Consider the following 20,943-nt stretch of genomic DNA (forward strand, 5'->3'; position numbering starts at 1 on the left):
AAAAGAAGGGCACAAGCCCTCCACATCGGGAGGACGCTGATGACCGACAAGATCACAGATCCAGTCGCCTTGTGGCAGAAGATGATCGGCGACATGGAGAAGGGGTTCAACTCCTTCGCCACCAAGGCGATGGAGACGCCTGAATTCTCGCAAGCCATGAATCGCGCCGGCGGCGCTGCTGCGGGTGCTCAGAAACAGTTCAGCGAACTCATGGAGAAGTACCTGCTCTCCATGAACCTGCCCAGTCGCGAGCAGATGACCGGCATTGCCGAACGGCTGCAGTCGATCGAGGGGCAGCTCGGCGAGATCAGGACGATGCTGAGCCAGATGTCGGCTAATTCAAGTGGATCGCCAATCGGCGCCGCACCGCGGCCGCCGCGCACAAAACGTCCGCCATCCGAGGGCGGAGCGCAAAAATGAACGCGCCCGCGGGACTTGATTTCGCAGCCATCCCGGAGCGCATCCAGTCCGAAGTGCAGCGCGCGATCCAGCGCAGCATCAAGGGCGTCGAATATTTCTCGACCTCCGGTCCTACGCTCGGATCGACGCCGAAGGACGTGCTGCACTCGCGCGGCACGATGAGCCTCTACCACTATCGGCCGATGTCGGACGAGATCTACCGCGTGCCGGTGCTGGTCGTCATGGCGACCACGAACCGCGGTTACATCCTCGATCTCGTGCCGGGCCAGAGTTTTATCGAGTTCCTGCTCACGCGCGGCTACGACGTCTACATGCTCGACTGGAGCGCGCCGCGGCCGGAGGAGAAGAGCCTGCGGATGGAGGACTATGTCCTCGACTTCATCCCGGATTGCGTCCGCCGCGTGCAGGCCGATTCCGGCGAGCAGGACGTCTCGGTCATCGGCTATTGTTTTGGCGGCGTCTTGTCGCTGCTCTACGGCTCGATCTTCCCGGACGGGCCGATGAAGAATTTGATCTGCTTCACCACGCCGATCGACTTCCGCGAGATGAAGCTGTTCTCCAATTTCTCAGACCGCCGCTATTTCGACGTCGACCGTCTCGTTGACAGCGTCGGCAACGTGCCGCCTGAGATGATCCTGTCGTCGTTCGAGATGCTGCGCCCGGCTTCGCGCACGGTCAGCCAGATCCAGCTCTGGGAAAACATCTGGAACGACGAGTTCGTGAAGTCGTACCGGATGTTCGACCGCTGGGCGACCGACACGCTGCCGCTGGCGGGCGAGTATTTCCGCACCATCACCAAGGACCTGATGTGGGATAACAAGCTCTACAACGATACCATGTCGGTTGGCGGGCGGCCTGCTAAGCTCGAGAACATCAAGGTGCCGATGCTGCACGCGGTCGCCGAGCACGATCACATCGTGCCGTATGAGGCCGCAAAGCATCTGATCGCGAAGATCGGATCTGACGACAAGGAAGAAGTGATGCTGAAAGGCGGTCACGTCTCGCTGGTCGCCGGCGCCAACGCGGTGAAGCGGTTATGGCCGAAACTGGATTCCTGGCTGGGGACAAGATCGACATGAGTGAGCAGCGTGCCTATCCGCGTCACATCAAGACCGAGGCGGGCGATATCGAGATCCGCTTGATGTCGCCTGCAGACGAAGCCGCAGTGCTCGCCTTCGGCAAGGGCCTGCCGACCCACGACCTGTTGTTCCTGCCGCGCAATATCAGTGAGCCAAAGGTGCTGTCCGCCTGGGTCAAGGAGATCGAGCGCGGCGCGATCACGAGCCTGCTTGCGGTGAGGGACGGCAAGGTCGTGGGTTGCGGCACGCTGGTGCGCGACCCGCATTCCTGGTCGCCCCATGTCGGCGAGATCCGCATGGTGGTGTCGCAGGACCAGCGCGGGAAGGGGGTGGGGAAGGCGCTGTCGCAGGAGACCTTTGCGCTCGCACTAGGGGCGGGGCTGGAAAAGCTCTCGGTCCAGATGACGGTCGATCAGCAGGCGGCGATCGCGCTGTTCGAGAGCCTCGGCTTCAAAGCCGAGGCGCTGCTGCGGGAGCATGTCCGAGACGTCGACGGCAAGACCCACGACATCGTCGTGCTCGGCCACAACATCGCGCAGGTCGAGGCCCAGATGGAGGCCTATGGGCTGCCTGGCGCCGTTCAGCACTGAGCGATGCCGGCCCGCACCAAAAAGTGCAATTCAACCCCATGCACAGTAGGCGGACCGCAAAAGCGGCAGGTTGCCCGCCATAAAGGCACTTCACTATTTCGTGATGATGCAGTGCACTAAGATGTTGCATCGCACAATTAACTATGCCATATAAGCCGTGCCCCGGGCCACAACCGGACGGGGTGAGCCCATAGCTCAACGCAATGAGGATGGAGAGACCCCCCAATGACCACCGAAACCAACCCCGCTTTCGAGGGCTTCAAAGACGCTTTCAAGAACATCCAGAACCTGGAAGTTCCCGAAGCTGCCCGCGAATTCGTCAAGAAGACTGCCAACACCGCCAAGGACCGTGCTGCCGAGGTGTTCGCTGGCTCCGAGCGCGTGACCGCCGCCGTCGAGAGCGCGGTGACCGAGTCCGTCACTGAAGCCGGCAAGATCAGCCGCAACATCCAGCAGGCGATCTACGAGGACGCCGAGGCGTTCTTCTCGGGCATCGACAAGCTCGCGTCCGCCAAGTCGGTCAGCGAAGCCGTCGAAATCCAGGCGAGCCTGCTCCGCGCCCGCGGCGAAACGTTCGTCTCGCGCGCCAAGGCGACCGCCGACTATTTCGGCAAGCTCGCCACCAACGGTGCGAAGTCCGCTCAGGACAACTTTGCCAAGGTCTACAACAAGACCGCCTGATCTGGCGCCCTGAGTACAAACTGAAATTTGAGGCCCGCTTCGGCGGGCCTTTTGTTTTTGCGCTGGCGTCATTGCTTCGCTTCGTTCGCAATGACGAGTAGGTTGATGCAGTGATGACTCCACCCGCCACCTTTGCCTTCGACACTCCTGGCGATGCCGAACGCGCGGCCGAGCTGCGCCGCGTCAAGGTGCTGGCGACGCTGGTGCTGGCCTCGACCCTTCTGCTGTTCATCGTCGCGAAGTGGCTGCTGCCCTTGCATCCCGCGTTCGGCTTCATCGCCGCCTTCGCCGAGGCCGCAACCATCGGCGGGCTCGCCGACTGGTATGCCGTGGTGGCGCTGTTCAAGCGGCCGCTGGGCCTGCCGATCCCGCATACTGCGATCATCCAGAGCAACCAGGCCCGCATCGCCGACAAGCTCGGCGAGTTCATCCAGGTCCATTTCCTCGAGCCAGGTCCCGTCGAGGCCAAGCTGAATGAGATCGATTTCGGCTCCTTCGTCGCCGACTGGCTGCGCGACCGCAAGCGCAGCGATGACCTTGCGCGCTTCGCGCTGCGCTTGCTGCCGGAGGCGGTCTCGGCAACCGAAAGCTCGGGCCTGATGACCTTCATCATCCGCCGCATGTCCTCGCAGCTGCAGGCGGTCGACCTCGCGCCGCTCGCCGCCGGCACGCTGCGCGGCTTCGTGGCGGAGGGACGGCACCAGATCCTGTTCGACGATCTGCTGCGCGTGATGCACGAGACGCTGAACCAGAAAGAGACGATGGCGATGATCCGCGAGAAGGTGCGCGCGGAATTGCCGACCCTGCTCAGGCTCTACCGCGCCGATAAGTTTCTGGTGAACAAGATCGTGTCGTCCGCCACCGCGTTCTTCAATGAGGTGCGCAGCGACCCCAGGCATCCGTTCCGCGGCGAGTTCGACCGCATGGTGCTGAGCTTCGTCGACCGGCTCGGCACCGACCAGGCCTATATCGACCGTATCGACGGATTGAAGCGCGATCTGTTGGCTCGTCCCGAGCTTGCCGATCTCGCCCGCACCGTCTGGGCCAACACGCGCTCGTTCATCGAGCGCAGTGCGTCCGGCGAGACGCAGGTGCTTCAGCATCATCTCGCCGGAATGTTCGTTTCGGCGGGCGATGCGCTCGCCGGCGATGCCGAGCTGCGTGGCGAGATCAACAAGGGTCTGGTGACGGTGCTGCGCAGCTTCGTTGCCGATCAGAAGAGTGGCGTCTCCACTTTCATCTCCGACCAGGTCAAGGCATGGGACATGGCGCAGCTGATTTCGCTGATCGAAATCAACATCGGCCGCGACCTGCAATACATCCGCTTCAACGGCTCGCTGATCGGCGGCCTCGCCGGTCTTGTGCTCTACTCCGTAGAATTCCTGCTCCGATTGCTGTGACTTTTGCGTCACGCTCGTTAGCATTAGCGTGCGGGCCTATTGTCGCCTTGCGTCTCTCCCGCTTGAATGTGCGGAACCGGCCGCCTAGCTGATTCATGTTGCGCTGCGGAACGTTCAAGAAGCCGGCGTATTGGAATTCATGCCCACTTACCGGCTTCGCGGCCGGCGGGCTTTCCAGGAATTTTTGCCCAGGGGATCTATTGATGACCGCTACTTCCCAGACGCTGCGTCCGCCATCCCGTACTCTGATGTTTTTGGAAGGGCGCGCGATCCACGAGTTCGGCGCATTCCTCGGCGCGCTACCGCTGCTGAGCCTCGCGCCGCGCGGCGACGGGCATCCGGTGCTGGTGCTGCCGGGCCTGGTGGCCTCCGACGAATCCACGCGCGTACTGCGCTCGTTTCTGACCAGCAAAGGCTATGCGGCGAGCGGCTGGCGCCAGGGCCGCAACTACGGCCTGCGTGAGGGCGTGCAGCATGCGATGGTCGATCTGGTCGAGGAGCTCAGCGACAAGCACGGCCGCAAGATCAGCCTGGTCGGCTGGAGCCTTGGCGGCCTCTATGCACGCCAGCTCGCCAAGATGATGCCCGAGCGCGTGCGCCAGGTGATCACGCTCGGTAGTCCTTTTGCCGGCGATCCCCGCTCGACCAATGCCTGGCGCGTCTATGAATGGGCGAGCGGCCGGAAGTCCGACGAGGTCGATCCGCAGTTCGGCGGCGACCTCGCCGCCCCCCCGCCGGTGCCGACTACCGCCATCTTCAGCCGCACCGACGGTGTCTGCGCCTGGCAGGGCTGCATGGAGAAGACCGGCGCGCAAACCGAGAGCATCGAGGTCGACAGCAGCCATTGCGGCATGGGTCATCATCCGGCCGCGGTCTATGCGGTGGCCGATCGGCTTGCGCAGAAGGAAGGCGCGTGGCAGCCGTTCGACCGCGGCGGCTGGCGCAGCCTGGCCTATCCCGATCCGCATCGGTGATTTTTCTTCACCTCGCCCCGCTTGCGGGGAGAGGTCGGATCGCATCGGAGATGCGGTCCGGGTGAGGGGGAGTCTCCGCGAGTCCTTCTGTTACTGTCATTGCTGAAGCAGCCCCTCACCCCAACCCTCTCCCCGTAGGAACGGGGAGAGGGAGAAGAGGAAAAGCAGGCGCGAAGCGCCGTCTCGAAGGATCGAGCCCGGCTCTCGCATTGTCGTTCCCGTCCATTGTCGCGCCCGCACAAATCGCGCTATGCCTCGCGCATGGCGCATCCGTTGTCTCGCATCATCGACCAGCTCAAGCGTGAGCCGTCACGCACCGGCTCCATCGTCATCACCATGTTCGGCGATGCCATCGTGCCGCGCGGCGGTTCGGTGTGGCTCGGCACGCTGCTGGCGTTCTTCGAGAGTCTCGACATCGATGCCGGCGTGGTGCGCACCGCGATGTCGCGCCTCGCTGCCGATGGCTGGCTGACGCGCGAAAAGGTCGGCCGCAACAGCTTTTATCGTCTTGCCGAGAAGGGCCGAGAAACGTTCGAGGCCGCAACGCGCCACATCTACGATCCGCCACCGTCGGATTGGACCGGCCGCTTCGAGCTGCTGCTGATCGGCAATGGCGAGGACCGCGACGCTTCGCGCGAAGCCTTGCGTAATGCCGGCTTCGGCAGCCCGCTGCCGGGTGTCTGGGTCGCTCCGTCAGGTGTTCCGGTGCCGGAGCAAGCTGCAGGTGTCATCCGACTTGAAGTTTCGGCTGAGGATGACAGTGGCCGTCGCCTGCTCAGCGCGAGCTGGCCGCTTGAGCGCACCGCGGACGCCTATCTGAAGTTCATGAAGACGTTCGAGCCGCTGCGCGCCGCGCTTGCGCGCGGCACGGAGCTGTCCGAGGCCGATGCCTTCACCGCGCGCATCCTGCTGATCCACGACTACCGCCGCGTCGTGCTGCGCGATCCGCTGCTGCCCGAGAGCCTGCTGCCGGCCGACTGGCCGGGCAGGGCCGCGCGAGAACTCTGCGGTGAGATCTATCGCGCACTGCTTGCGCCGTCCGAACAATGGCTTGATAGCCATGGAACCAACGAGAAGGGGGCGTTGCCGCCGGCGCGGAAGCTGCTGGAAAGGAGATTTGGCACCTGATCTATATGTTACAGAAATATCTTGCATGAAGTAATTTCTGTTATATATTATCTCCCAATCAAACGGGAGGATGCGCATGTATACCCAGGCGCTGAACACGGCCGAGACCGATGATCGTTGTCTTGAGGACACGGCCAAGTCCGCGCAGTTCCAGGCCCGCATCGATGCCGAAGAGCGGATCGAGCCGAACGACTGGATGCCGGCGGCGTATCGCAAGACGCTCACCCGCCAGATCTCCCAGCACGCCCATTCCGAAATCGTCGGCATGCTGCCCGAAGGCAATTGGATCACGCGCGCACCGACACTGCGCCGCAAGGCCGCGCTGCTCGCCAAGGTGCAGGATGAGTGCGGCCACGGGCTCTATCTCTATGCCGCGGCCGAGACGCTCGGCACCTCGCGCGAAGAGCTGGTCGACGCCATGCTCGCAGGCAAAGCGAAATATTCCTCGATCTTCAACTATCCGACGCTGACCTGGGCCGACATCGGCACCATCGGCTGGCTGGTCGATGGCGCTGCCATCATGAACCAGATCCCGCTGTGCCGCTGCTCCTATGGCCCCTATGCGCGCGCGATGATCCGCGTCTGCAAGGAGGAGTCGTTCCACCAGCGCCAGGGCTACGAGATCATGCTGACACTGTGCCGCGGCTCGGACGAGCAGAAGGCGATGGCGCAGGATGCGCTGGATCGTTGGTGGTGGCCGGTGCTGATGATGTTTGGCCCGCCGGATGCCACCAGCCAGCACAGCGACACGTCGACGAAGTGGAAGATCAAGCGTTTCTCCAATGACGAGCTGCGCCAGAAGTTCGTCGATGCCACCGTGCCGCAGGCGCAATATCTCGGCCTCACCATCCCCGATCCCGGCATGACCCAGGATGCGGAAGGTCACTGGCGCTACAGCGAGATCGACTGGACCGAGTTCAAGCAGGTGCTCGCCGGCAACGGCCCATGCAACCGAGACCGGATGGCCGCGCGACGCAAGTCGCACGACGAGGGTGCCTGGGTGCGCGAGGCCGCTGCCGCCTATGCGGCGAAGCGCGCGCAGCGTCAGACCGCCCAGGCTGCGGAATAGGGAGATCAAGAATGGCCACGCCGAACACGCCGCTGTGGGAAGTCTTCATTCGCAGCCGCAACGGGCTCGCGCACAAGCATGTCGGCTCTCTGCATGCGAGCGATGCCACCATGGCGCTGCAAGCGGCCCGCGACATCTACACCCGCCGCGGCGAGGGCCTGTCGATTTGGGTCGTGCCGTCGACCGCGATCACCGCAAGCGATCCCGCCGAGAAAGGCATGATGTTCGAGCCGGCTGAGTCCAAAATCTACCGGCATCCGACATTCTATGAGGTGCCGGAAGAAGTGGGGCACATGTGATGCCCGCCGCCAACATCCAGGTCTCGGAAACACCACTGGTGCTCTACGCGCTGCGTCGCGCCGACGATGCGCTGATCCTCGGCCACCGGCTGTCGGAATGGTGCGGGCACGCGCCGATGATGGAAGAGGATATGGCGCTCTCCAACATCGCGCTCGACCTCATCGGCCAGGCGCGCGAGCTCTACACCTACGCCGCCCAGACCGAAGGCAAGGACAACGACGAGGACAAGCTCGCTTACCTGCGCGACGTCAGGCAGTACCGCAATCTGCTGCTGGTCGAGCAGCCCAATGGCGACTTCGCCCAGACCCTGGTGCGGCAGTTCTTCTATTCCGCCTTCGTCGATCTCTACTGGCGCGCCATGATGACCTCGCGCGACGCGACGCTCGCGGCGATCGCCGCGAAGTCGGAGAAGGAAAGCGCCTATCATCTGCGCCACGCCTCGGAATGGATCATCCGGCTCGGCGACGGCACGGACGAGAGCCATCAACGGGGGCAGGCCGCCATCGATCACCTCTGGGCCTTCACGGGAGAGATGTTTGCCGTCGATGAAGGTGAACGCGCGCTGATCCATGCGGGTATCGCTGTCGATCCCGGCACCCTGCGTGGCCGCTGGATGACGACGCTCTCTGATGTTGTCGACGAGGCCACGCTGGCTTTGCCGCAAAACGACTGGATGCAACAGGGCGGCCGCGCAGGCCGCCACAGCGAGCATCTCGGTCACCTCCTGTCCGAGCTGCAATCGATGCAGCGCACCTTTCCGGGGCAGACATGGTGACGGTATTGGAGCGTGACAGCGAGCTGCGCCGGCGCGCCTGGGACGCGGCAGCGAGCGTTGTCGACCCCGAAATTCCGGTGCTGACCATCGCCGATCTCGGTGTACTCCGCGATGTCGTTCTCGACGGCGACCACGTCGAGGTCGCGATCACGCCAACCTATTCGGGCTGCCCGGCCATGAACATGATCGCGCTCGAAATCGAGATCGCGCTGGAGCGCGCTGGCTTCCGCGAGCCAAAAGTGCGCACCGTTCTGTCGCCGGCCTGGACCACCGACTGGATGAGTGAAGCGGGACGCCGGAAGCTGCACGCCTACGGCATCGCGCCGCCGCAATCCTCGCACTCGCGCCGCGCGCTGTTCGGCGAGCAGGCCGTCACGTGCCCGCAATGCAATTCAAGAGAGACTGAGCTGCTGTCCGAATTCGGCTCGACCTCCTGCAAGGCGCTGTGGCGCTGCAAAGCCTGCCGCGAACCCTTCGATTATTTCAAGTGTCATTGACTATGTCAGCAGCTGCTCCGCGCTTCCATCGCCTGGCCGTCGACGATCTCCGCCGCGAGGCGTCGGATGCCGTTTCAATGACCTTTGCCATCCCGCGCGAACTTGCCGACGACTATGCTTTCAGTCCTGGCCAGTATCTCACGCTCCGCACCATGCTCGACGGCGAGGAAGTGCGCCGCTCCTATTCCATCTGCTCCGGCCCCGATGACGGCGAAATCCGCATCGCCGTGAAGAAGGTCGACGGCGGCGCGTTCTCGAGCTGGGCGGCCGACGAGTTGAAGCGCGGCGACGAGCTTGATGTGATGACGCCGACGGGACGTTTTGGCGTGGTCCCGCCGGCCGAAGCGGGGCGCATCCATGTCGGCTTTGCTGCAGGCTCCGGCATCACGCCGATCCTGTCGATCGTCAAGGGTGTGCTGGCGCGTGAGCCCGACAGCCGCTTCTTCCTGTTCTACGGCAACCGCGCGACTGACAACATCATGTTCCTCGAGGCGCTCGAGGAGCTGAAGGACCGTTTCATCGACCGCCTCTCGATCTTCCACGTCATCTCCGGTGAGGAGCAGGACATCCCGATCCTGCATGGCCGGCTCGACGGCGACAAGGTGAGGGTGCTGCTGCGTTCGCTGGTGCCTGCGACAAGCGTCGACCACGTCTTCATCTGCGGTCCGTCAGGCATGAGCGAGGAGATCGAGGCGACTTGCCGTGACATTGGCATTGCCGATGATCGCATTCATGTCGAGCGCTTTGTCTCCGAGTTCGGCGGCAAGCCGCGGCCGAAGAAAGCCGTTGCGCTCGATGCGCCGCCGAAGGCGATCGCCTCCCTGATCATCGACGGCAAGCGCCGCGACGTGCCGGTGGCCGAGGACGAGGCGATCCTCGATGCAGCGCTGCGCGCTGGCGTCGATCTGCCCTTCGCCTGCAAGGGCGGCATGTGCTCGACCTGCCGCGCAAAACTGGTCGAGGGCGAGGCGCCGATGGACCTCAACTATTCGCTGGAGCCCTGGGAGCTGAAAGCGGGGTTTGTTCTCACCTGCCAGGCCAAGCCATCGTCGGAGCGGGTCGTTGTCGATTACGACCACGTTTGACAGTGTTGGCCAACCAGCAGAACATCGTGAACAAGCATTTCGCCGGGAGAAGCGCGTGAACGTCAAAGCCGCCCTGTCGCCTGAAAATGTTGCCCGAGCCTGCGCCGATGCGATGTGGGCGGAGGACGATGCCTCCAAAGGTCTCGGCATGGAGATTGTCGAGGTCGGTCCGGGTTTCGCGACGCTCGCCATGACGGTGCGGCCGGACATGGTCAACGGCCAGCGCATCGCCCACGGTGGTTTCATCTTCACGCTCGCCGATTCCGCCTTCGCCTTTGCCTGCAACTCACATAACGATCGTGTGGTGGCCGCACAGGGCCAGATCACGTTCATCAAGCCGGGCAAGCTCGGCGATCGCCTCGTCGCAAAAGCGACGGAAGTCACCCGTGGCGGCCGCTCCGGTATGTACGACGTGCGCGTCACCGTCGGCGAGATCGTTATCGCCGAATTTCGTGGGCATTCGCGTGTCATTCCCGGCACGTGGCTGCCGACGCAAGATCAATAAAGACAAGAACGAATCAATGTGGGGAAACGAGAATGGCTTCGACGAAGCTGAAGGATGGCGGCCACGTCTATAGGGCCGAGTTGGACGCGCATGAGCGCGCGTCACGCGACGAGATCATGGCGTTGCAGACGCAGCGGCTGGCCTGGTCGCTGAAGCACGCCTATGACAACGTCGCGCATTATCGCAAGGCTTTTGACAAGGCCGGCGTGCATCCGTCTGATTTTCGTGAGCTGTCTGATCTCGCGAAATTTCCGTTCTCGGTGAAGACGGATCTTCGCGACAATTATCCTTTCAACATGTTCGCGGTGCCACGTGAAAAGCTGGTGCGCATACACGCGTCCTCCGGCACGACGGGCAAGCCGATCGTCGTGGGCTATACCCAGCGCGACATCGACACTTGGTCGGAGGTGATGGCGCGCTCGATCCGCGCGGCCGGCGGCCGCACCGGCATGATCATCCACAACGCCTATGGCTATGGCCTGTTCACGGGCGGGTTGGGCGTGCATTACGGCGCCGAAAAGCTCGGCTGCACGGTGGTGCCGATCTCGGGTGGCATGACCGAGCGGCAGGTGCAGCTCATCAACGACTTCCGCCCTGATATCATCACGGTGACGCCGAGCTATATGCTGGCGATCCTCGACGAGTTCAAGCGCCAGAGGCTCGATCCGCGCCAATGCTCGCTCAAGGTCGGCATTTTTGGTGCCGAGCCCTGGACCAACGCGATGCGCGCCGAGATCGAAGACGCCTTTGAGATGGACGCAACCGACATTTACGGCCTCTCCGAGGTCATGGGGCCCGGCGTCGCGCAGGAATGCATCGAGACGAAGGACGGTCTCCATATCTGGGAGGATCATTTTTATCCCGAAGTGATCGACCCCGAGACCGGCGCAGTGCTGCCCGACGGCGAGAAGGGCGAGCTGGTCTTCACTTCCCTCACCAAGGAAGCCTTTCCGGTGATCCGCTATCGCACCCGCGACCTGACACGGCTGCTGCCGGGCACGGCACGGCCGGGCATGCGGCGGATGGAGAAGGTGACGGGCCGCTCGGACGACATGATCATCCTGCGCGGCGTCAATCTGTTCCCGACCCAGATCGAGGAGGTGCTGCTCGCGACCGATTGGTGCGGCGGCCACTTTATCCTCGAATTGACCCGCGAAGGCCGGATGGACGAGCTGACCATCATCGCAGAGGCACGACCCGAGAGCTGGGACGGAAGGGGTCTTGTCGACCATGCCGATCGGGTCTCGACGCACATCAAGAACACCATAGGCATCAGCTCCAGGGTGCAGGTGGTCGCGCCGGCCACGCTGGAGCGCTCGCTCGGCAAGGCCAAGCGGCTCTACGACAAGCGGCCGAAGGATTGACTTGACCGCCCCCAAAGGCGACAAGGCCCGCGAGAAATCGCGGGTCTTTCCATGTCGCCAGCCAATACCAAATCCGTTGAAGCACGCTGCGTGCGCCTCAATGCCAAGGCCGAAAACGCCGCTGCAGTTGCACCTGGCGTCGAGCGTCATACGCTCACGCGCGGCCCGAACGATCTCCTGATCGAGGTGAAGGCTGCGGCCGTCAACCCCTCCGACGTCAAGGCTGCCACCGGGCTGATGCCCTATGCCGTGTTCCCCCGTACGCCCGGACGTGACTATGCAGGCGTCGTGATCGACGGTCCGGCCGGCACGGTCGGCCGCGAAGTGTTCGGCTCCTCCGGCGATCTCGGCATCCGCCGCGACGGCACGCACGCGAGCCATCTCGTTGTCGAAGCTGATGCGGTGGTGGAGAAGCCGAAGAGCGTATCCTGGGAGGAGGCTGCCGGAATCGGTGTGCCCTTCGTCACGGCCATGGAAGGCTTTCGCCGCGCCGGAATTCCGAAGCCCGGCGAGACCGTGCTGGTGTTTGGCGTCAACGGCAAGGTCGGCCAGGCCGCGGTGCAGATCGCGACCTGGCAGGGCGCGCGCGTCGTCGGCGTGGTGCGCAAGGCGGAAGCCTATGAAGGCCACAGCAATGCGCCGATCGAGGTGATCGACGCTTCCGCAACCGACGTCGCCACACGCATGCGCGAATTGACCGGCGGCAAAGGCGCCGACATCGTCTTCAATACGGTGGGCGATCCCTATTTCCAGGCCGCGCACAAATCGCTCGCGCTACGCGGCCGCCAGATCCTGATCGCCGCGATCGACCGGATCGTGCAGTTCAACATCCTCGAATTCTATCGCGGACAGCACACCTATGTCGGCATCGACACGCTCGGGCTGTCGTCGGTCGCAACGGGCGCCGTGCTGCACGATCTCGGGCCGGGCTTTGCAGGCGGCCAGCTGAAGCCGTTCCCGATCAAGGCGAATGCGATCTATCCGCTCGAGCGGGCGAAGGAAGCCTACGTTGCGGTCGCCGGCTCCTCGCGGGATCGCGTGATCCTGAAGCCGTAATGATGGAGTCTCCCGCCCAACTCGCCATCCTCGCCGGCCTCGTCATCGGCCTCGTCTATGGCGCCGTCGGACTGCTCAGTGGCTTCTGCCTGATGAGCAGCATGCGCGGATGGCTGGCGGAAGGGGACGGGCGGCTGGTGCGAAGCTATGCGTTGGCGGTCGCGGTGGCGATTGCCGCGACCCAATTCCTCGCCGCAAATGACATCATCGATCTCGGCAAGTCGATCTACCTGCAACAGACCTTCTCGGCGCCGGTGCTGTTTCTCGGCGGCCTGCTATTTGGCTACGGCATGGTGCTGTCGAACGGCTGCGGCTCGCGCGCGCTGGTGCTGCTCGGCCGCGGCAATCTTCGTTCCTTCGTCGTCGTGATCGTGCTTGCCATTGCCGCGCAGATGACGCTCAAGGGCCTGATAGCGCCGGCGCGCATTGCGCTGGTCCAGGCTTCTCAAACGACTGTCAGCGCCAATTCGCTGCCTACACTGTTGGCGATGCTTGGTATCGGTGAAGCCGTTTCGCGCGCACTGGCCGCAGCGGCGATCGTCGTCGCACTGATCCTGTTTGCTTTCGCCCATCCAGCGTTCCGCCGTTCCCCCGGCCAGATCGCGGCGGGCACCATCGTCGGTCTGCTCGTCGCCGGCGGCTGGTACGTCACCGGCTATCTCGGTGCTGACGACTTTAACCCGGTCCCGGTGACATCGCTCACCTTCATCGCGCCAATCGCCGATAGCCTGCAATACGCGATGCTCTCGACCGGCCTGACGCTCAACTTCGGCATCGCGACCGTTGCCGGAGTCTTTGCCGGCAGTCTGGTGACTGCGCTCATCACGGGCCGCTTCCATCTCGAAGGCTATTCCTCGCCACGCCACATGCTGCGATCGGCCGGGGGCGCCGCGCTGATGGGGATCGGCGGCGTGATGGCGTTCGGTTGCTCGATCGGGCAGGGGCTCACGGGCGTGTCGACGCTCGCGCTGGGCTCGTTCATTGCGGTTGCCGGCATCCTGCTTGGCACGGCGGCAGGCCTGCGCGGAAGCTTGCGTGTTCAGCCGCTCGCGGTCGCCTGACGGCGCAGCAGCCGGTCGCCCAACGTCGCAAGACCAATGCCGGCGATGATCAGCCCGGCCGCAACGGCCAGACTGATGTCGATGGGCTCGCCCAAAAGGATTGCCGCACTGGCGATGCCGACGAGCGGCGTGCCGGTGGTGCCGAGCGAGGTCGTCAGCGCCGAGATGCTCTTGTTGACCATCGACATCGCCCAATAGGCCAGCGCGGTCCCGATCAGGCCGGAATACAGGAACAGCAGCACGAGCCTCCACGACCATTCCGTGTGCGGCAGGCCATCCGTGATCAGCGCCGACCCTGTGAGCACGATCGTTGCCACGAGCACCTGCCAGATCAGGAGCTGGAGCGGGGAGGCGATCCAGCGATGAGCGCGGATATAGATGATGTTTGCGGCCCAGGAGATCGCGGCCAGGATCACCATGCCGGCGCCGAGAACAACGTCGGTGTTGGTCCAGTCGATCGATGCCGGGTTCAGGATCACGGCAAGGCCGATCAGCCCGAGTAGCGCACCTGCGAGTTTTGGCGCCGTAAGCGTGTCCTTCCCGAGCAAGGGTGCTGCGATCGCGACCCAGAGCGGCGTGGTGTAGCCGAGCACGATGGCCTTGCTCGCCGGCAGGAAGCGCACGCCGGCCGCAACCAGGACCGAGAACACCGTCATGTGCAGCACCGCCACACTCAGGACCACTGGAATATCGCGCCGCTCCGGGATCACCAGATTGTTGCTCAGTCCGAGGATCACGAACAATCCGGCCAGTGCGATCCAGCTCCGGATCGCTGAAGTCCACAGTGGCGGAAGGAATTGCACGAGCTGCTTCGTTATCGACCAGTTTACGCCCCAGGCCAGCACGACGATGAGGAACAGGCCGATGGCCGTGCGGGGAGACAGGGAAGAGTTCATCGCGGAATCCTTGAAGCGGTGTGGTCTGCGAGATAGCATTTCGGCTGGCACCGGAAAAAGTGCCAGATTAGGAAGGAATAAGGTGCCAGTTTCGGAAAGCATGATCTCCGGCGTGATCGATCTGAACCGGGCCGACGAAGAAGGGCTGGTGGCCCAGCTGACCATCCAGCTCCGAAGCCTGATCTCGACCGGCCGCCTCGGCAAAGGCCGCGCGCTGCCGTCGAGCCGCCGGCTTGCGAGCGATCTTGGCGTCTCGCGCAACACCGTCACCTACGCGTTCGAGCAACTCGCCGCCGAGGGATATCTGGAGGCGTCGCACGGACGTCGTCCTGTGGTGACGGTCGATGGTGCCGAGCGCATCGAAGGAGCGGGCGCCGTCGCTTCGCGCGTTCGCTCCGCCAGGCCGCAGCTCTCGCCTTGGGCTTCGCAGCTCAAGCAGACGGACTGGCCGATGTCCTATCAGGCCCCGCTCAAGCCGTTGCGTCCGGGGCATGGCGATTTCAGGGAGTTTCCGAACGAGGTGTGGGCGCGCTGCCTGCGCCGCAGCGCCGTGCGCGCGGCCAGGCGAGAGCTTGGTCCAGTCAACCGCACACGCCTGCGCGAGGCGGTGGCGCATTATCTCGCGACCAGCAGAGGCGTCGGCGCCACGGCGAACCAGATCATGATCCTGCCGAGTGCACAGGCCGCGCTGACCTTGATTGCAGCTGTGCTCGTCTCGTCCGGTGACGATGTCTGGGTCGAGGACCCCGGCTATCCCGGCGCCGCGGCCGCCTTCCGCGCGTCCGGCGCGCGCGTGACCGGCATCAGGCTGGATGAGCAGGGCATGCAGCTGATGCCGGGGATGGCCGTGCCCAAACTCGTCTTCATGACGCCGTCGCATCAGCATCCGACCGGACGGCTGATGTCGCTAGCCCGCCGCACCGAGTTTCTCAGGTCAAGCAGGCCCGGCAAGACCTGGATCGTCGAGGACGATTACGACGGTGAATTTCATTACGACAGCAGGCCGGTGCCGGCCTTGCAAGGACTCGATGGCCATGGCCGCGTGTTCTATGTCGGCACGTTCTCGAAGGCGATGACGTCCGATATCCGGCTCGGCTATCTCGTCGTGCCGCCGGCGCTGGTCAGCACATTTGAGATCGCGCAGCGGCATATCGGCTTGATTGCCTCCAGTCACGTCCAGGAAGCGCTCGCCGAGTTCATCGCCGACGGGCATTTTCTGGCGCATCTGCGCCGGATGCGTCGGCTCTATCACGCGCGCCGCGATCACCTCGTCGAGGGACTGGAGCGTCATCTCGGTGAGGTGCTGGCGGTCGAGGTGCCGTCGGGTGGCATCCAGCTCGTCGCCCGTCTCAAGCGCGGTCGTGCCGATCAGGCGGCGGTGAAGCGGCTGGTCAACGCAGGCGTTGAAACGCGCGCTCTGTCCAGCCTGGCGCTGGGAAAGCCGCGCGATCATGGTCTCTTGCTCGGCTTTGCGGCCTGGCGCGAGAGCGAGATCAGCGCAGCGGTGCGGGCGATGGTGTCGTGCTTCTAGCGCGCTAGTCCACGGCCTTCGTCACGATGCGGATTTCGGAGGTCAAAGTCCGGTGCACCGGGCACTTGTCGGCGATCTCCATCAGCTTCTTGCGTTGCTCGGCATCGAGCGCACCGTCGATCGCGATGTCGCGCTCGATCTGGTCGAGCATGCCGTCGCGCGTCTCGCACTCAGCGCAGTCCTTGGCGTAGATCTTCGAATGCTTCAGCGTGACGGTGACGCGGTCGAGCGGCAGCGACTTGCGGTCGGCATAGAGGCGCATGGTCATGGAGGTGCAGGCGCCGAGACCGGCGAGCAGGAAGTCATAGGGCCCGGGACCGGCATCTTCACCGCCGGCGGCGACCGGTTCGTCCGCAACGAGATGATGCGGCCCGACGGTGACGATCTGGTTGAACTTGCTCCTGCGGGTCTCCTGCACCACCACCTTGCGAGGTTCTTCGGCGAGATCCATCGCCTTCGCAGGCTTTGCCGTGTCGACATAGCGGTTGGCCCAAGCCGCAATCACGTCTGCCGCGTAAAGCGCGTCCGCTGGTTTCGTCAGGAGATGATCGGCATGGTCGAGCGAGACGAAGCTCTTGGGGTGCTTCGCCGCAACGAAGATCTTGGTTGCATTGTCGATGCCGACGGTATCGTCGACAGGCGAATGCATCACCAGCAGCGCCTTATGGAGACCGGTGACGTCCTTCATCAGCTCGTGCTCGACAATGTCGTCGAGGAATTCGCGCTTGATCCGGAACGGGCGGCCCGCGAGCGAAACTTCGACCTCGCCTTGTGCGCGGATGTCGTCGAGATGCTCACTAAAGAGGCCGGTGACGTGGGCCGGATCGGATGGCGCCGCGATGGTTGCAACCGCCTTGGCTTCCGGAATCTTTCCAGCCGCCGCCAGGATCGCCGCGCCGCCAAGGCTGTGGCCGATCAGGACTGATGGCGCCTTGCGGGTCGCACGCAGATGATTGGCGGCATGCACGAGATCTGCGACGTTGGAGGAGAACGTCGAATTGGCGAAATCGCCTCCGCTGGAGCCAAGCCCGGTGAAGTCGAAGCGCAGCACCGCGATGCCCTTGGCGGCAAGTGCAACGGAAATCCGCTTGGCGGCCAGCGTGTCCTTGCCGCAGGTGAAGCAGTGCGCGAACAGCGCGAAAGCCGCGGGCTCGCCGTCCGGCAGCTCCAACGCAGCCGCGAGTTGGTGTCCGCCTTCGCCCGTAAACTGAAAACGTTCCGTCGGCATGGGCTTCCCCCCGTCCTTGCTTGAACCTAATCGGCTGAATAGCGCTGCTCGGCCCAGGGATCGCCGCGGTTATGATAACCGCGGACTTCCCAAAAGCCCGGCGCGTCCTTGGTCACAAATTCGATGGCCTGCAGCCACTTTGCGCTCTTCCAGAAATAGAGATGCGGCACGACAAGTCGCACAGGGCCGCCATGCTCGTCCGATAGTGGCTGGCCTGACCAGCTATGGGCGAGCAGCGCATCCTCTGCGGCAAAGTCTTCGAGCGCGAGGTTGGTGGTGTAGCCGTCATAGGAGTGCAGCACGACGAAGCGCGCATCGTCACGCGGCTGGCAGGCCGCTAGCAGCTCGCGCGTCGCGAGCCCTTCCCACTCATTGTCGTAACGCGACCATGTCGTCACGCAATGGATGTCGGAGGTGAACTGGTCCTGCTTCTGCGCTGCGAACTCCGCAAAAGTCCAGAACACGGGGTTCTCGATTGCGCCGTAGACGTCGAGCCGCCAGCGATCGCGCGACACGGGCGGCATGACGCCGAGATCGAGCACCGGCCAATCCTTGGTCAGGTGCTGGCCCGGCGGTAGGCGTTGGTCTTCCGGACGCGTGATCTTGCCGGTGAGGAAGCGGCCTTCGCGCGCCCATTTCTCCTTGGTGCGCGTCAGCTTGCTGTCTGATGGTGTCTCGTCGGCCATGAGCTACTCGTGGCGGTGCATCGCGGAGGCATGCTTGGTGTCGCGCATGGTAGAATAGATGATCAGCGACAAGCAGATGACGCCGGCGAGATAATAGTAAAACCATTCCTCATGCCCGATGCTCTTGAAATAGAGCGCGATCGCCGGCGCCGTGCCGCCGAAGATCGAGACCGTGATCGCATAGGGCAGGCCGACGCCGAGGGCGCGGACATTGGTCGGGAACAGCTCGGCCTTCACCACCGCGTTGATCGAGGTGTAGCCGGCGACGAACAGCCACGCGGCGCAGATCAGGATGAACGCCATGAAAGGTGATTTGGTCTCTTTCAGCGTCATCAAAAGCGGCACGGTCGCGAGCGTGCCGGCGACGCCGAAGAAGATCAACAGAGGCTTGCGGCCGATCCTGTCGGAGATCGCGCCATAGATCGGCTGTAGGATGGTCGCGAAGATCAGCGTGCCGAAGATCACGAAGGTGGTCTGGTCTTCAGTCAGCCCGACCGACAGTTTGACAAAGGTCTGCATGTAGGTGGTGAAGGTGTAGAACGCCGCGGTACCGCCGGCGGTGAGGCCGACCACCAAAAGCAGCTCGCGCGGATAGCGCAGCAAATTGGTGATTGAGCCGGTCGGCTTCACGATCTTCTTGGCTTCCTCGAACGCCTCGGTCTCTTGCAGATTGCGCCGCATCACTGCGGCAAAGATCGCGAGCGCCGCGCCGATCGCGAACGGGATGCGCCAGCCCCAGGCTTTGAGCTCGTCGGGCGTGAGGAAGACCTTTTGCAGGAGCAGCAGCACGATGATCGCGGTGAGCTGGCCGCCGATCAGCGTGACGTATTGAAAGCTCGAATAGAAGCCGCGATGCTTGGGATCGGCGACTTCGCTCAGGTAGGTGGCGCTGGCGCCATATTCGCCGCCGAGGCTCAGACCTTCGATCACGCGGGCCAGCGCCAGGATCACCGGGGCGGCAAGGCCGATCGTCGCATAGGTCGGCGTCAGCGCGATGATCAACGAACCGAAGCACATGAAGACGACCGAAAGCGTCAGCGAGATCCGCCGCCCGAAATGGTCGGCGATATAGCCGAACAACCAGCCGCCCAGCGGTCGCATCAGAAAAGTCGCCGCGAACACCACGGCCACGTTCAATTGCTGCACGACCGGATCGCTGCCGGGAAAGAAGGCCGGAGCGAAATAGAGCGCGAACGCCGTATAGGCGTAGAAGTCGTACCATTCGACGAGGTTGCCGATCGAGCCGATCAGGATCGCCTTGATCCGGCGCTCGGCGTCGGCGACGTCAAAATGCTCGGAGGCCGGTTTGATTGCCTGCTCTGTCACGTCCGGCCTCCCAGAAATCCTATATCTGGGAGCCTACATCGCCTTTCCAAGCAAAAATGGCAACTGGCGGGGACCTCGTACCGTACCCTGCGACCAGGTCACGGTGCCTGCCGGATCGAGCCGGAAGTCCGGAATCCGCTTCAGCCACTCCTCCAGCGCAACCTGCATCTCCATGCGTGCGAGGTTGGAACCGACGCAGCGATGAATGCCGAGGCCAAAGGCGGCATGGCGATTCTCCCGCCGGTCGATCACGACCTTGTCAGCGTCCGGAAACATTTTGGGATCGCGGTTGGCGGCCGGGAAGGACAGCAGCACCATATTGCCCGCCTTGACGGGGCAGCCCGAGACCGTGGTTTCCTTGACCACCTCGCGGGCCATGGTCACCGGCGAATAGGCGCGCAGCAGTTCCTCCACGGCGATCGGGATCAACCCGGGCTCGGTGGTCAGCCGCTCGCGATCGGCCGGCGTCCGGGCGAGATGCCAGAGCGAGGAGCCGATCGCGCTCCAGGTGGTGTCGATGCCGGCGATCAGGAGCAGCCGGAGCGAGCCCAGCACGTGCGACTCCTCCAGCGGCTGGCCTTCCTTGTCCTTGGCATTCATCAGGTAGGAGATCAGGTCGTCAGTCGGCTTCGACCTCCGCTCCTCGATATGCGTCCTGAAATAGGCGCTCATCTCCTGCACGGCTTGGAGCAGCTTATTCTCGTCCTTGATGCCGAGCTCCAGGATCATGTGGATCCAGTTGATGAAGAGATCGCTATCGCTCTCGGGAATGCCGAGCATGTGCGCGATGGCCTGAACCGGGATATATTTGCTGTACTGCGCTGCGGCGTCGACCTTGCCGTCGGCGATGAACCCGTCGATCAGCTCGTTGCAGATCGCGCGCATCCGCGGCTCGAGCTTCTTCATCGCATCCGGCGTGAACGGCGGCAGCAGCAATTGCTTGGCCGGCTTGTGCACGGGCGGATCGGAGGTGATCGGCGGCGCCGCATTCCTGGCGACCTCTGGGCGCACGTTGCGGACGATGATGCGGCGCGACGAAAAATGTTCGGTGTCGTTGGCGATCTCGCGCACTGCCTCATAGGTCGTCGGCATGTAGCAGCCGAGGAAGCGCTCGGTATGTACGACCGGGCTCGCGGCGCGCAGCTCCTCCCAGATCGGGAAGGGATCATCCGTCCATTGCGGATCGGTGTGGTCGAAGTCGTTGACCCAGTCGGTCACGGGCGGATGGGTAGCGGGCTGGCTGACGTCGGACATGGCAGAAAATCCCTTGAAAATCCCCTTGGGGCTCGTGT

22 protein-coding genes are annotated in these 20,943 nt (G+C 63.6%); 17 read left to right on the forward strand and 5 right to left on the reverse strand.

Going from position 1 to position 20,943, the window contains the following annotated elements; genetic code table 11:
* Positions 1–39: 39 nt before the first annotated feature.
* The 16 genes from ACP2YP_RS12880 (at position 40) to ACP2YP_RS12955 (ending at position 13,984) form a co-directional block, all read left to right on the forward strand.
* A complete protein-coding gene (locus tag ACP2YP_RS12880) occupies positions 40–420 on the forward strand; it encodes a hypothetical protein (RefSeq protein WP_426424544.1) in 381 nt (126 codons plus the stop codon).
* Positions 417–1,499, forward strand: a complete 1,083-nt coding sequence (locus ACP2YP_RS12885; RefSeq protein ID WP_426424545.1) for an alpha/beta fold hydrolase — start codon at positions 417–419, stop codon at positions 1,497–1,499. The genes ACP2YP_RS12880 and ACP2YP_RS12885 overlap by 4 nt, the downstream gene beginning before the upstream one ends.
* Positions 1,496–2,089, forward strand: a complete 594-nt coding sequence (locus tag ACP2YP_RS12890; protein ID WP_426424546.1) for an N-acetyltransferase family protein — start codon at positions 1,496–1,498, stop codon at positions 2,087–2,089. The genes ACP2YP_RS12885 and ACP2YP_RS12890 overlap by 4 nt, the downstream gene beginning before the upstream one ends.
* A gap of 225 nt (positions 2,090–2,314) precedes the next feature.
* Positions 2,315–2,770 carry a phasin gene (locus ACP2YP_RS12895; RefSeq protein ID WP_426424547.1) on the forward strand — a complete coding sequence of 152 codons (456 nt, stop codon included), beginning with the start codon at positions 2,315–2,317 and terminating at the stop codon, positions 2,768–2,770.
* A 113-nt stretch (positions 2,771–2,883) separates the two neighbouring features.
* Positions 2,884–4,170, forward strand: coding sequence for a DUF445 domain-containing protein (locus ACP2YP_RS12900; protein WP_426424548.1), 1,287 nt, complete (start codon positions 2,884–2,886; stop codon positions 4,168–4,170).
* Positions 4,171–4,373: 203 nt separating this feature from the next.
* Complete coding sequence (locus ACP2YP_RS12905) at positions 4,374–5,144, forward strand: esterase/lipase family protein (RefSeq protein ID WP_426424549.1); 771 nt, start codon at positions 4,374–4,376, stop codon at positions 5,142–5,144.
* 261 nt (positions 5,145–5,405) lie between these two features.
* Complete coding sequence (gene paaX / locus ACP2YP_RS12910) at positions 5,406–6,272, forward strand: phenylacetic acid degradation operon negative regulatory protein PaaX (RefSeq protein WP_426426129.1); 867 nt, start codon at positions 5,406–5,408, stop codon at positions 6,270–6,272.
* Positions 6,273–6,348: 76 nt separating this feature from the next.
* Positions 6,349–7,341, forward strand: a complete 993-nt coding sequence (gene paaA / locus ACP2YP_RS12915; protein WP_426424551.1) for a 1,2-phenylacetyl-CoA epoxidase subunit PaaA — start codon at positions 6,349–6,351, stop codon at positions 7,339–7,341.
* 11 nt (positions 7,342–7,352) lie between these two features.
* Positions 7,353–7,640: a 1,2-phenylacetyl-CoA epoxidase subunit PaaB gene (paaB, locus tag ACP2YP_RS12920; RefSeq protein WP_008136594.1), complete on the forward strand. Its 288-nt coding sequence runs from the start codon at positions 7,353–7,355 to the stop codon at positions 7,638–7,640.
* Positions 7,640–8,416 (forward strand): 1,2-phenylacetyl-CoA epoxidase subunit PaaC, encoded by a 777-nt coding sequence (gene paaC / locus ACP2YP_RS12925; RefSeq protein WP_426424552.1) that lies wholly within the window; start codon positions 7,640–7,642, stop codon positions 8,414–8,416. The genes paaB and paaC overlap by 1 nt, the downstream gene beginning before the upstream one ends.
* Positions 8,410–8,913 carry a 1,2-phenylacetyl-CoA epoxidase subunit PaaD gene (paaD, locus tag ACP2YP_RS12930; protein ID WP_426424553.1) on the forward strand — a complete coding sequence of 168 codons (504 nt, stop codon included), beginning with the start codon at positions 8,410–8,412 and terminating at the stop codon, positions 8,911–8,913. Before paaC ends, paaD begins: the two co-directional genes overlap by 7 nt.
* Positions 8,914–8,915: 2 nt before the next feature.
* The gene (paaE, locus tag ACP2YP_RS12935; RefSeq protein ID WP_426424554.1) at positions 8,916–9,998 is read left to right on the forward strand and encodes a 1,2-phenylacetyl-CoA epoxidase subunit PaaE; all 1,083 of its coding nucleotides are present in this window, start codon (positions 8,916–8,918) and stop codon (positions 9,996–9,998) included.
* Positions 9,999–10,053: 55 nt separating this feature from the next.
* Positions 10,054–10,503, forward strand: coding sequence for a hydroxyphenylacetyl-CoA thioesterase PaaI (gene paaI / locus ACP2YP_RS12940; protein ID WP_426426130.1), 450 nt, complete (start codon positions 10,054–10,056; stop codon positions 10,501–10,503).
* Between the two features lie 32 nt (positions 10,504–10,535).
* The gene (gene paaK / locus ACP2YP_RS12945) at positions 10,536–11,867 is read left to right on the forward strand and encodes a phenylacetate--CoA ligase PaaK (protein ID WP_426424555.1); all 1,332 of its coding nucleotides are present in this window, start codon (positions 10,536–10,538) and stop codon (positions 11,865–11,867) included.
* Positions 11,868–11,918: 51 nt separating this feature from the next.
* A complete protein-coding gene (locus tag ACP2YP_RS12950; RefSeq protein ID WP_426424556.1) occupies positions 11,919–12,923 on the forward strand; it encodes a quinone oxidoreductase family protein in 1,005 nt (334 codons plus the stop codon).
* Positions 12,924–12,925: 2 nt separating this feature from the next.
* A complete protein-coding gene (locus ACP2YP_RS12955; RefSeq protein ID WP_426426131.1) occupies positions 12,926–13,984 on the forward strand; it encodes a YeeE/YedE family protein in 1,059 nt (352 codons plus the stop codon).
* Here ACP2YP_RS12955 and ACP2YP_RS12960 read toward each other — a convergent pair.
* Entirely contained in the window at positions 13,963–14,880 is a 918-nt protein-coding gene (locus ACP2YP_RS12960) for a DMT family transporter (RefSeq protein ID WP_426424557.1), read from the reverse strand. The two genes, ACP2YP_RS12955 and ACP2YP_RS12960, sit on opposite strands and share 22 nt — an antisense overlap.
* Before the next feature lie 100 nt (positions 14,881–14,980).
* On the opposite strand from ACP2YP_RS12960, the gene ACP2YP_RS12965 reads away from it, so the two are divergent.
* Positions 14,981–16,411, forward strand: coding sequence for a PLP-dependent aminotransferase family protein (locus ACP2YP_RS12965; RefSeq protein ID WP_426426132.1), 1,431 nt, complete (start codon positions 14,981–14,983; stop codon positions 16,409–16,411).
* 4 nt (positions 16,412–16,415) lie between these two features.
* On the opposite strand, the gene ACP2YP_RS12970 is transcribed toward ACP2YP_RS12965, so the two are convergent.
* The 4 genes from ACP2YP_RS12970 to ACP2YP_RS12985 are packed head-to-tail and all read right to left on the reverse strand — an operon-like array spanning position 16,416 to position 20,905.
* A complete protein-coding gene (locus ACP2YP_RS12970) occupies positions 16,416–17,639 on the reverse strand; it encodes an alpha/beta fold hydrolase (RefSeq protein ID WP_426424559.1) in 1,224 nt (407 codons plus the stop codon).
* A gap of 26 nt (positions 17,640–17,665) precedes the next feature.
* Positions 17,666–18,325, reverse strand: a complete 660-nt coding sequence (locus ACP2YP_RS12975) for a sulfite oxidase-like oxidoreductase (RefSeq protein ID WP_426424560.1) — start codon at positions 18,323–18,325, stop codon at positions 17,666–17,668.
* A 3-nt stretch (positions 18,326–18,328) separates the two neighbouring features.
* Entirely contained in the window at positions 18,329–19,651 is a 1,323-nt protein-coding gene (locus tag ACP2YP_RS12980) for an MFS transporter (protein WP_426424561.1), read from the reverse strand.
* 33 nt (positions 19,652–19,684) lie between these two features.
* Positions 19,685–20,905: a cytochrome P450 gene (locus ACP2YP_RS12985; protein ID WP_426424562.1), complete on the reverse strand. Its 1,221-nt coding sequence runs from the start codon at positions 20,903–20,905 to the stop codon at positions 19,685–19,687.
* Positions 20,906–20,943: the final 38 nt, after the last annotated feature.

It is taken from the genome of Bradyrhizobium genosp. A, from assembly GCF_049949275.1.
Taxonomy (GTDB): Bacteria; Pseudomonadota; Alphaproteobacteria; order Rhizobiales; family Xanthobacteraceae; genus Bradyrhizobium.

Coding starts and splice junctions, on each gene's coding strand:
- ACP2YP_RS12880 (WP_426424544.1), top strand. CDS start 40: ATGACCGACAAGATCACAGATCCAGTCGCCTTGTGGCAGAAGATGATC.
- ACP2YP_RS12885 (WP_426424545.1), top strand. CDS start 417: ATGAACGCGCCCGCGGGACTTGATTTCGCAGCCATCCCGGAGCGCATC.
- ACP2YP_RS12890 (WP_426424546.1), top strand. CDS start 1,496: ATGAGTGAGCAGCGTGCCTATCCGCGTCACATCAAGACCGAGGCGGGC.
- ACP2YP_RS12895 (WP_426424547.1), top strand. CDS start 2,315: ATGACCACCGAAACCAACCCCGCTTTCGAGGGCTTCAAAGACGCTTTC.
- ACP2YP_RS12900 (WP_426424548.1), top strand. CDS start 2,884: ATGACTCCACCCGCCACCTTTGCCTTCGACACTCCTGGCGATGCCGAA.
- ACP2YP_RS12905 (WP_426424549.1), top strand. CDS start 4,374: ATGACCGCTACTTCCCAGACGCTGCGTCCGCCATCCCGTACTCTGATG.
- paaX (WP_426426129.1), top strand. CDS start 5,406: ATGGCGCATCCGTTGTCTCGCATCATCGACCAGCTCAAGCGTGAGCCG.
- paaA (WP_426424551.1), top strand. CDS start 6,349: ATGTATACCCAGGCGCTGAACACGGCCGAGACCGATGATCGTTGTCTT.
- paaB (WP_008136594.1), top strand. CDS start 7,353: ATGGCCACGCCGAACACGCCGCTGTGGGAAGTCTTCATTCGCAGCCGC.
- paaC (WP_426424552.1), top strand. CDS start 7,640: ATGCCCGCCGCCAACATCCAGGTCTCGGAAACACCACTGGTGCTCTAC.
- paaD (WP_426424553.1), top strand. CDS start 8,410: ATGGTGACGGTATTGGAGCGTGACAGCGAGCTGCGCCGGCGCGCCTGG.
- paaE (WP_426424554.1), top strand. CDS start 8,916: ATGTCAGCAGCTGCTCCGCGCTTCCATCGCCTGGCCGTCGACGATCTC.
- paaK (WP_426424555.1), top strand. CDS start 10,536: ATGGCTTCGACGAAGCTGAAGGATGGCGGCCACGTCTATAGGGCCGAG.
- ACP2YP_RS12950 (WP_426424556.1), top strand. CDS start 11,919: ATGTCGCCAGCCAATACCAAATCCGTTGAAGCACGCTGCGTGCGCCTC.
- ACP2YP_RS12955 (WP_426426131.1), top strand. CDS start 12,926: ATGGAGTCTCCCGCCCAACTCGCCATCCTCGCCGGCCTCGTCATCGGC.
- ACP2YP_RS12960 (WP_426424557.1), bottom strand. CDS start 14,880: ATGAACTCTTCCCTGTCTCCCCGCACGGCCATCGGCCTGTTCCTCATC.
- ACP2YP_RS12965 (WP_426426132.1), top strand. CDS start 14,981: ATGATCTCCGGCGTGATCGATCTGAACCGGGCCGACGAAGAAGGGCTG.
- ACP2YP_RS12970 (WP_426424559.1), bottom strand. CDS start 17,639: ATGCCGACGGAACGTTTTCAGTTTACGGGCGAAGGCGGACACCAACTC.
- ACP2YP_RS12975 (WP_426424560.1), bottom strand. CDS start 18,325: ATGGCCGACGAGACACCATCAGACAGCAAGCTGACGCGCACCAAGGAG.
- ACP2YP_RS12985 (WP_426424562.1), bottom strand. CDS start 20,905: ATGTCCGACGTCAGCCAGCCCGCTACCCATCCGCCCGTGACCGACTGG.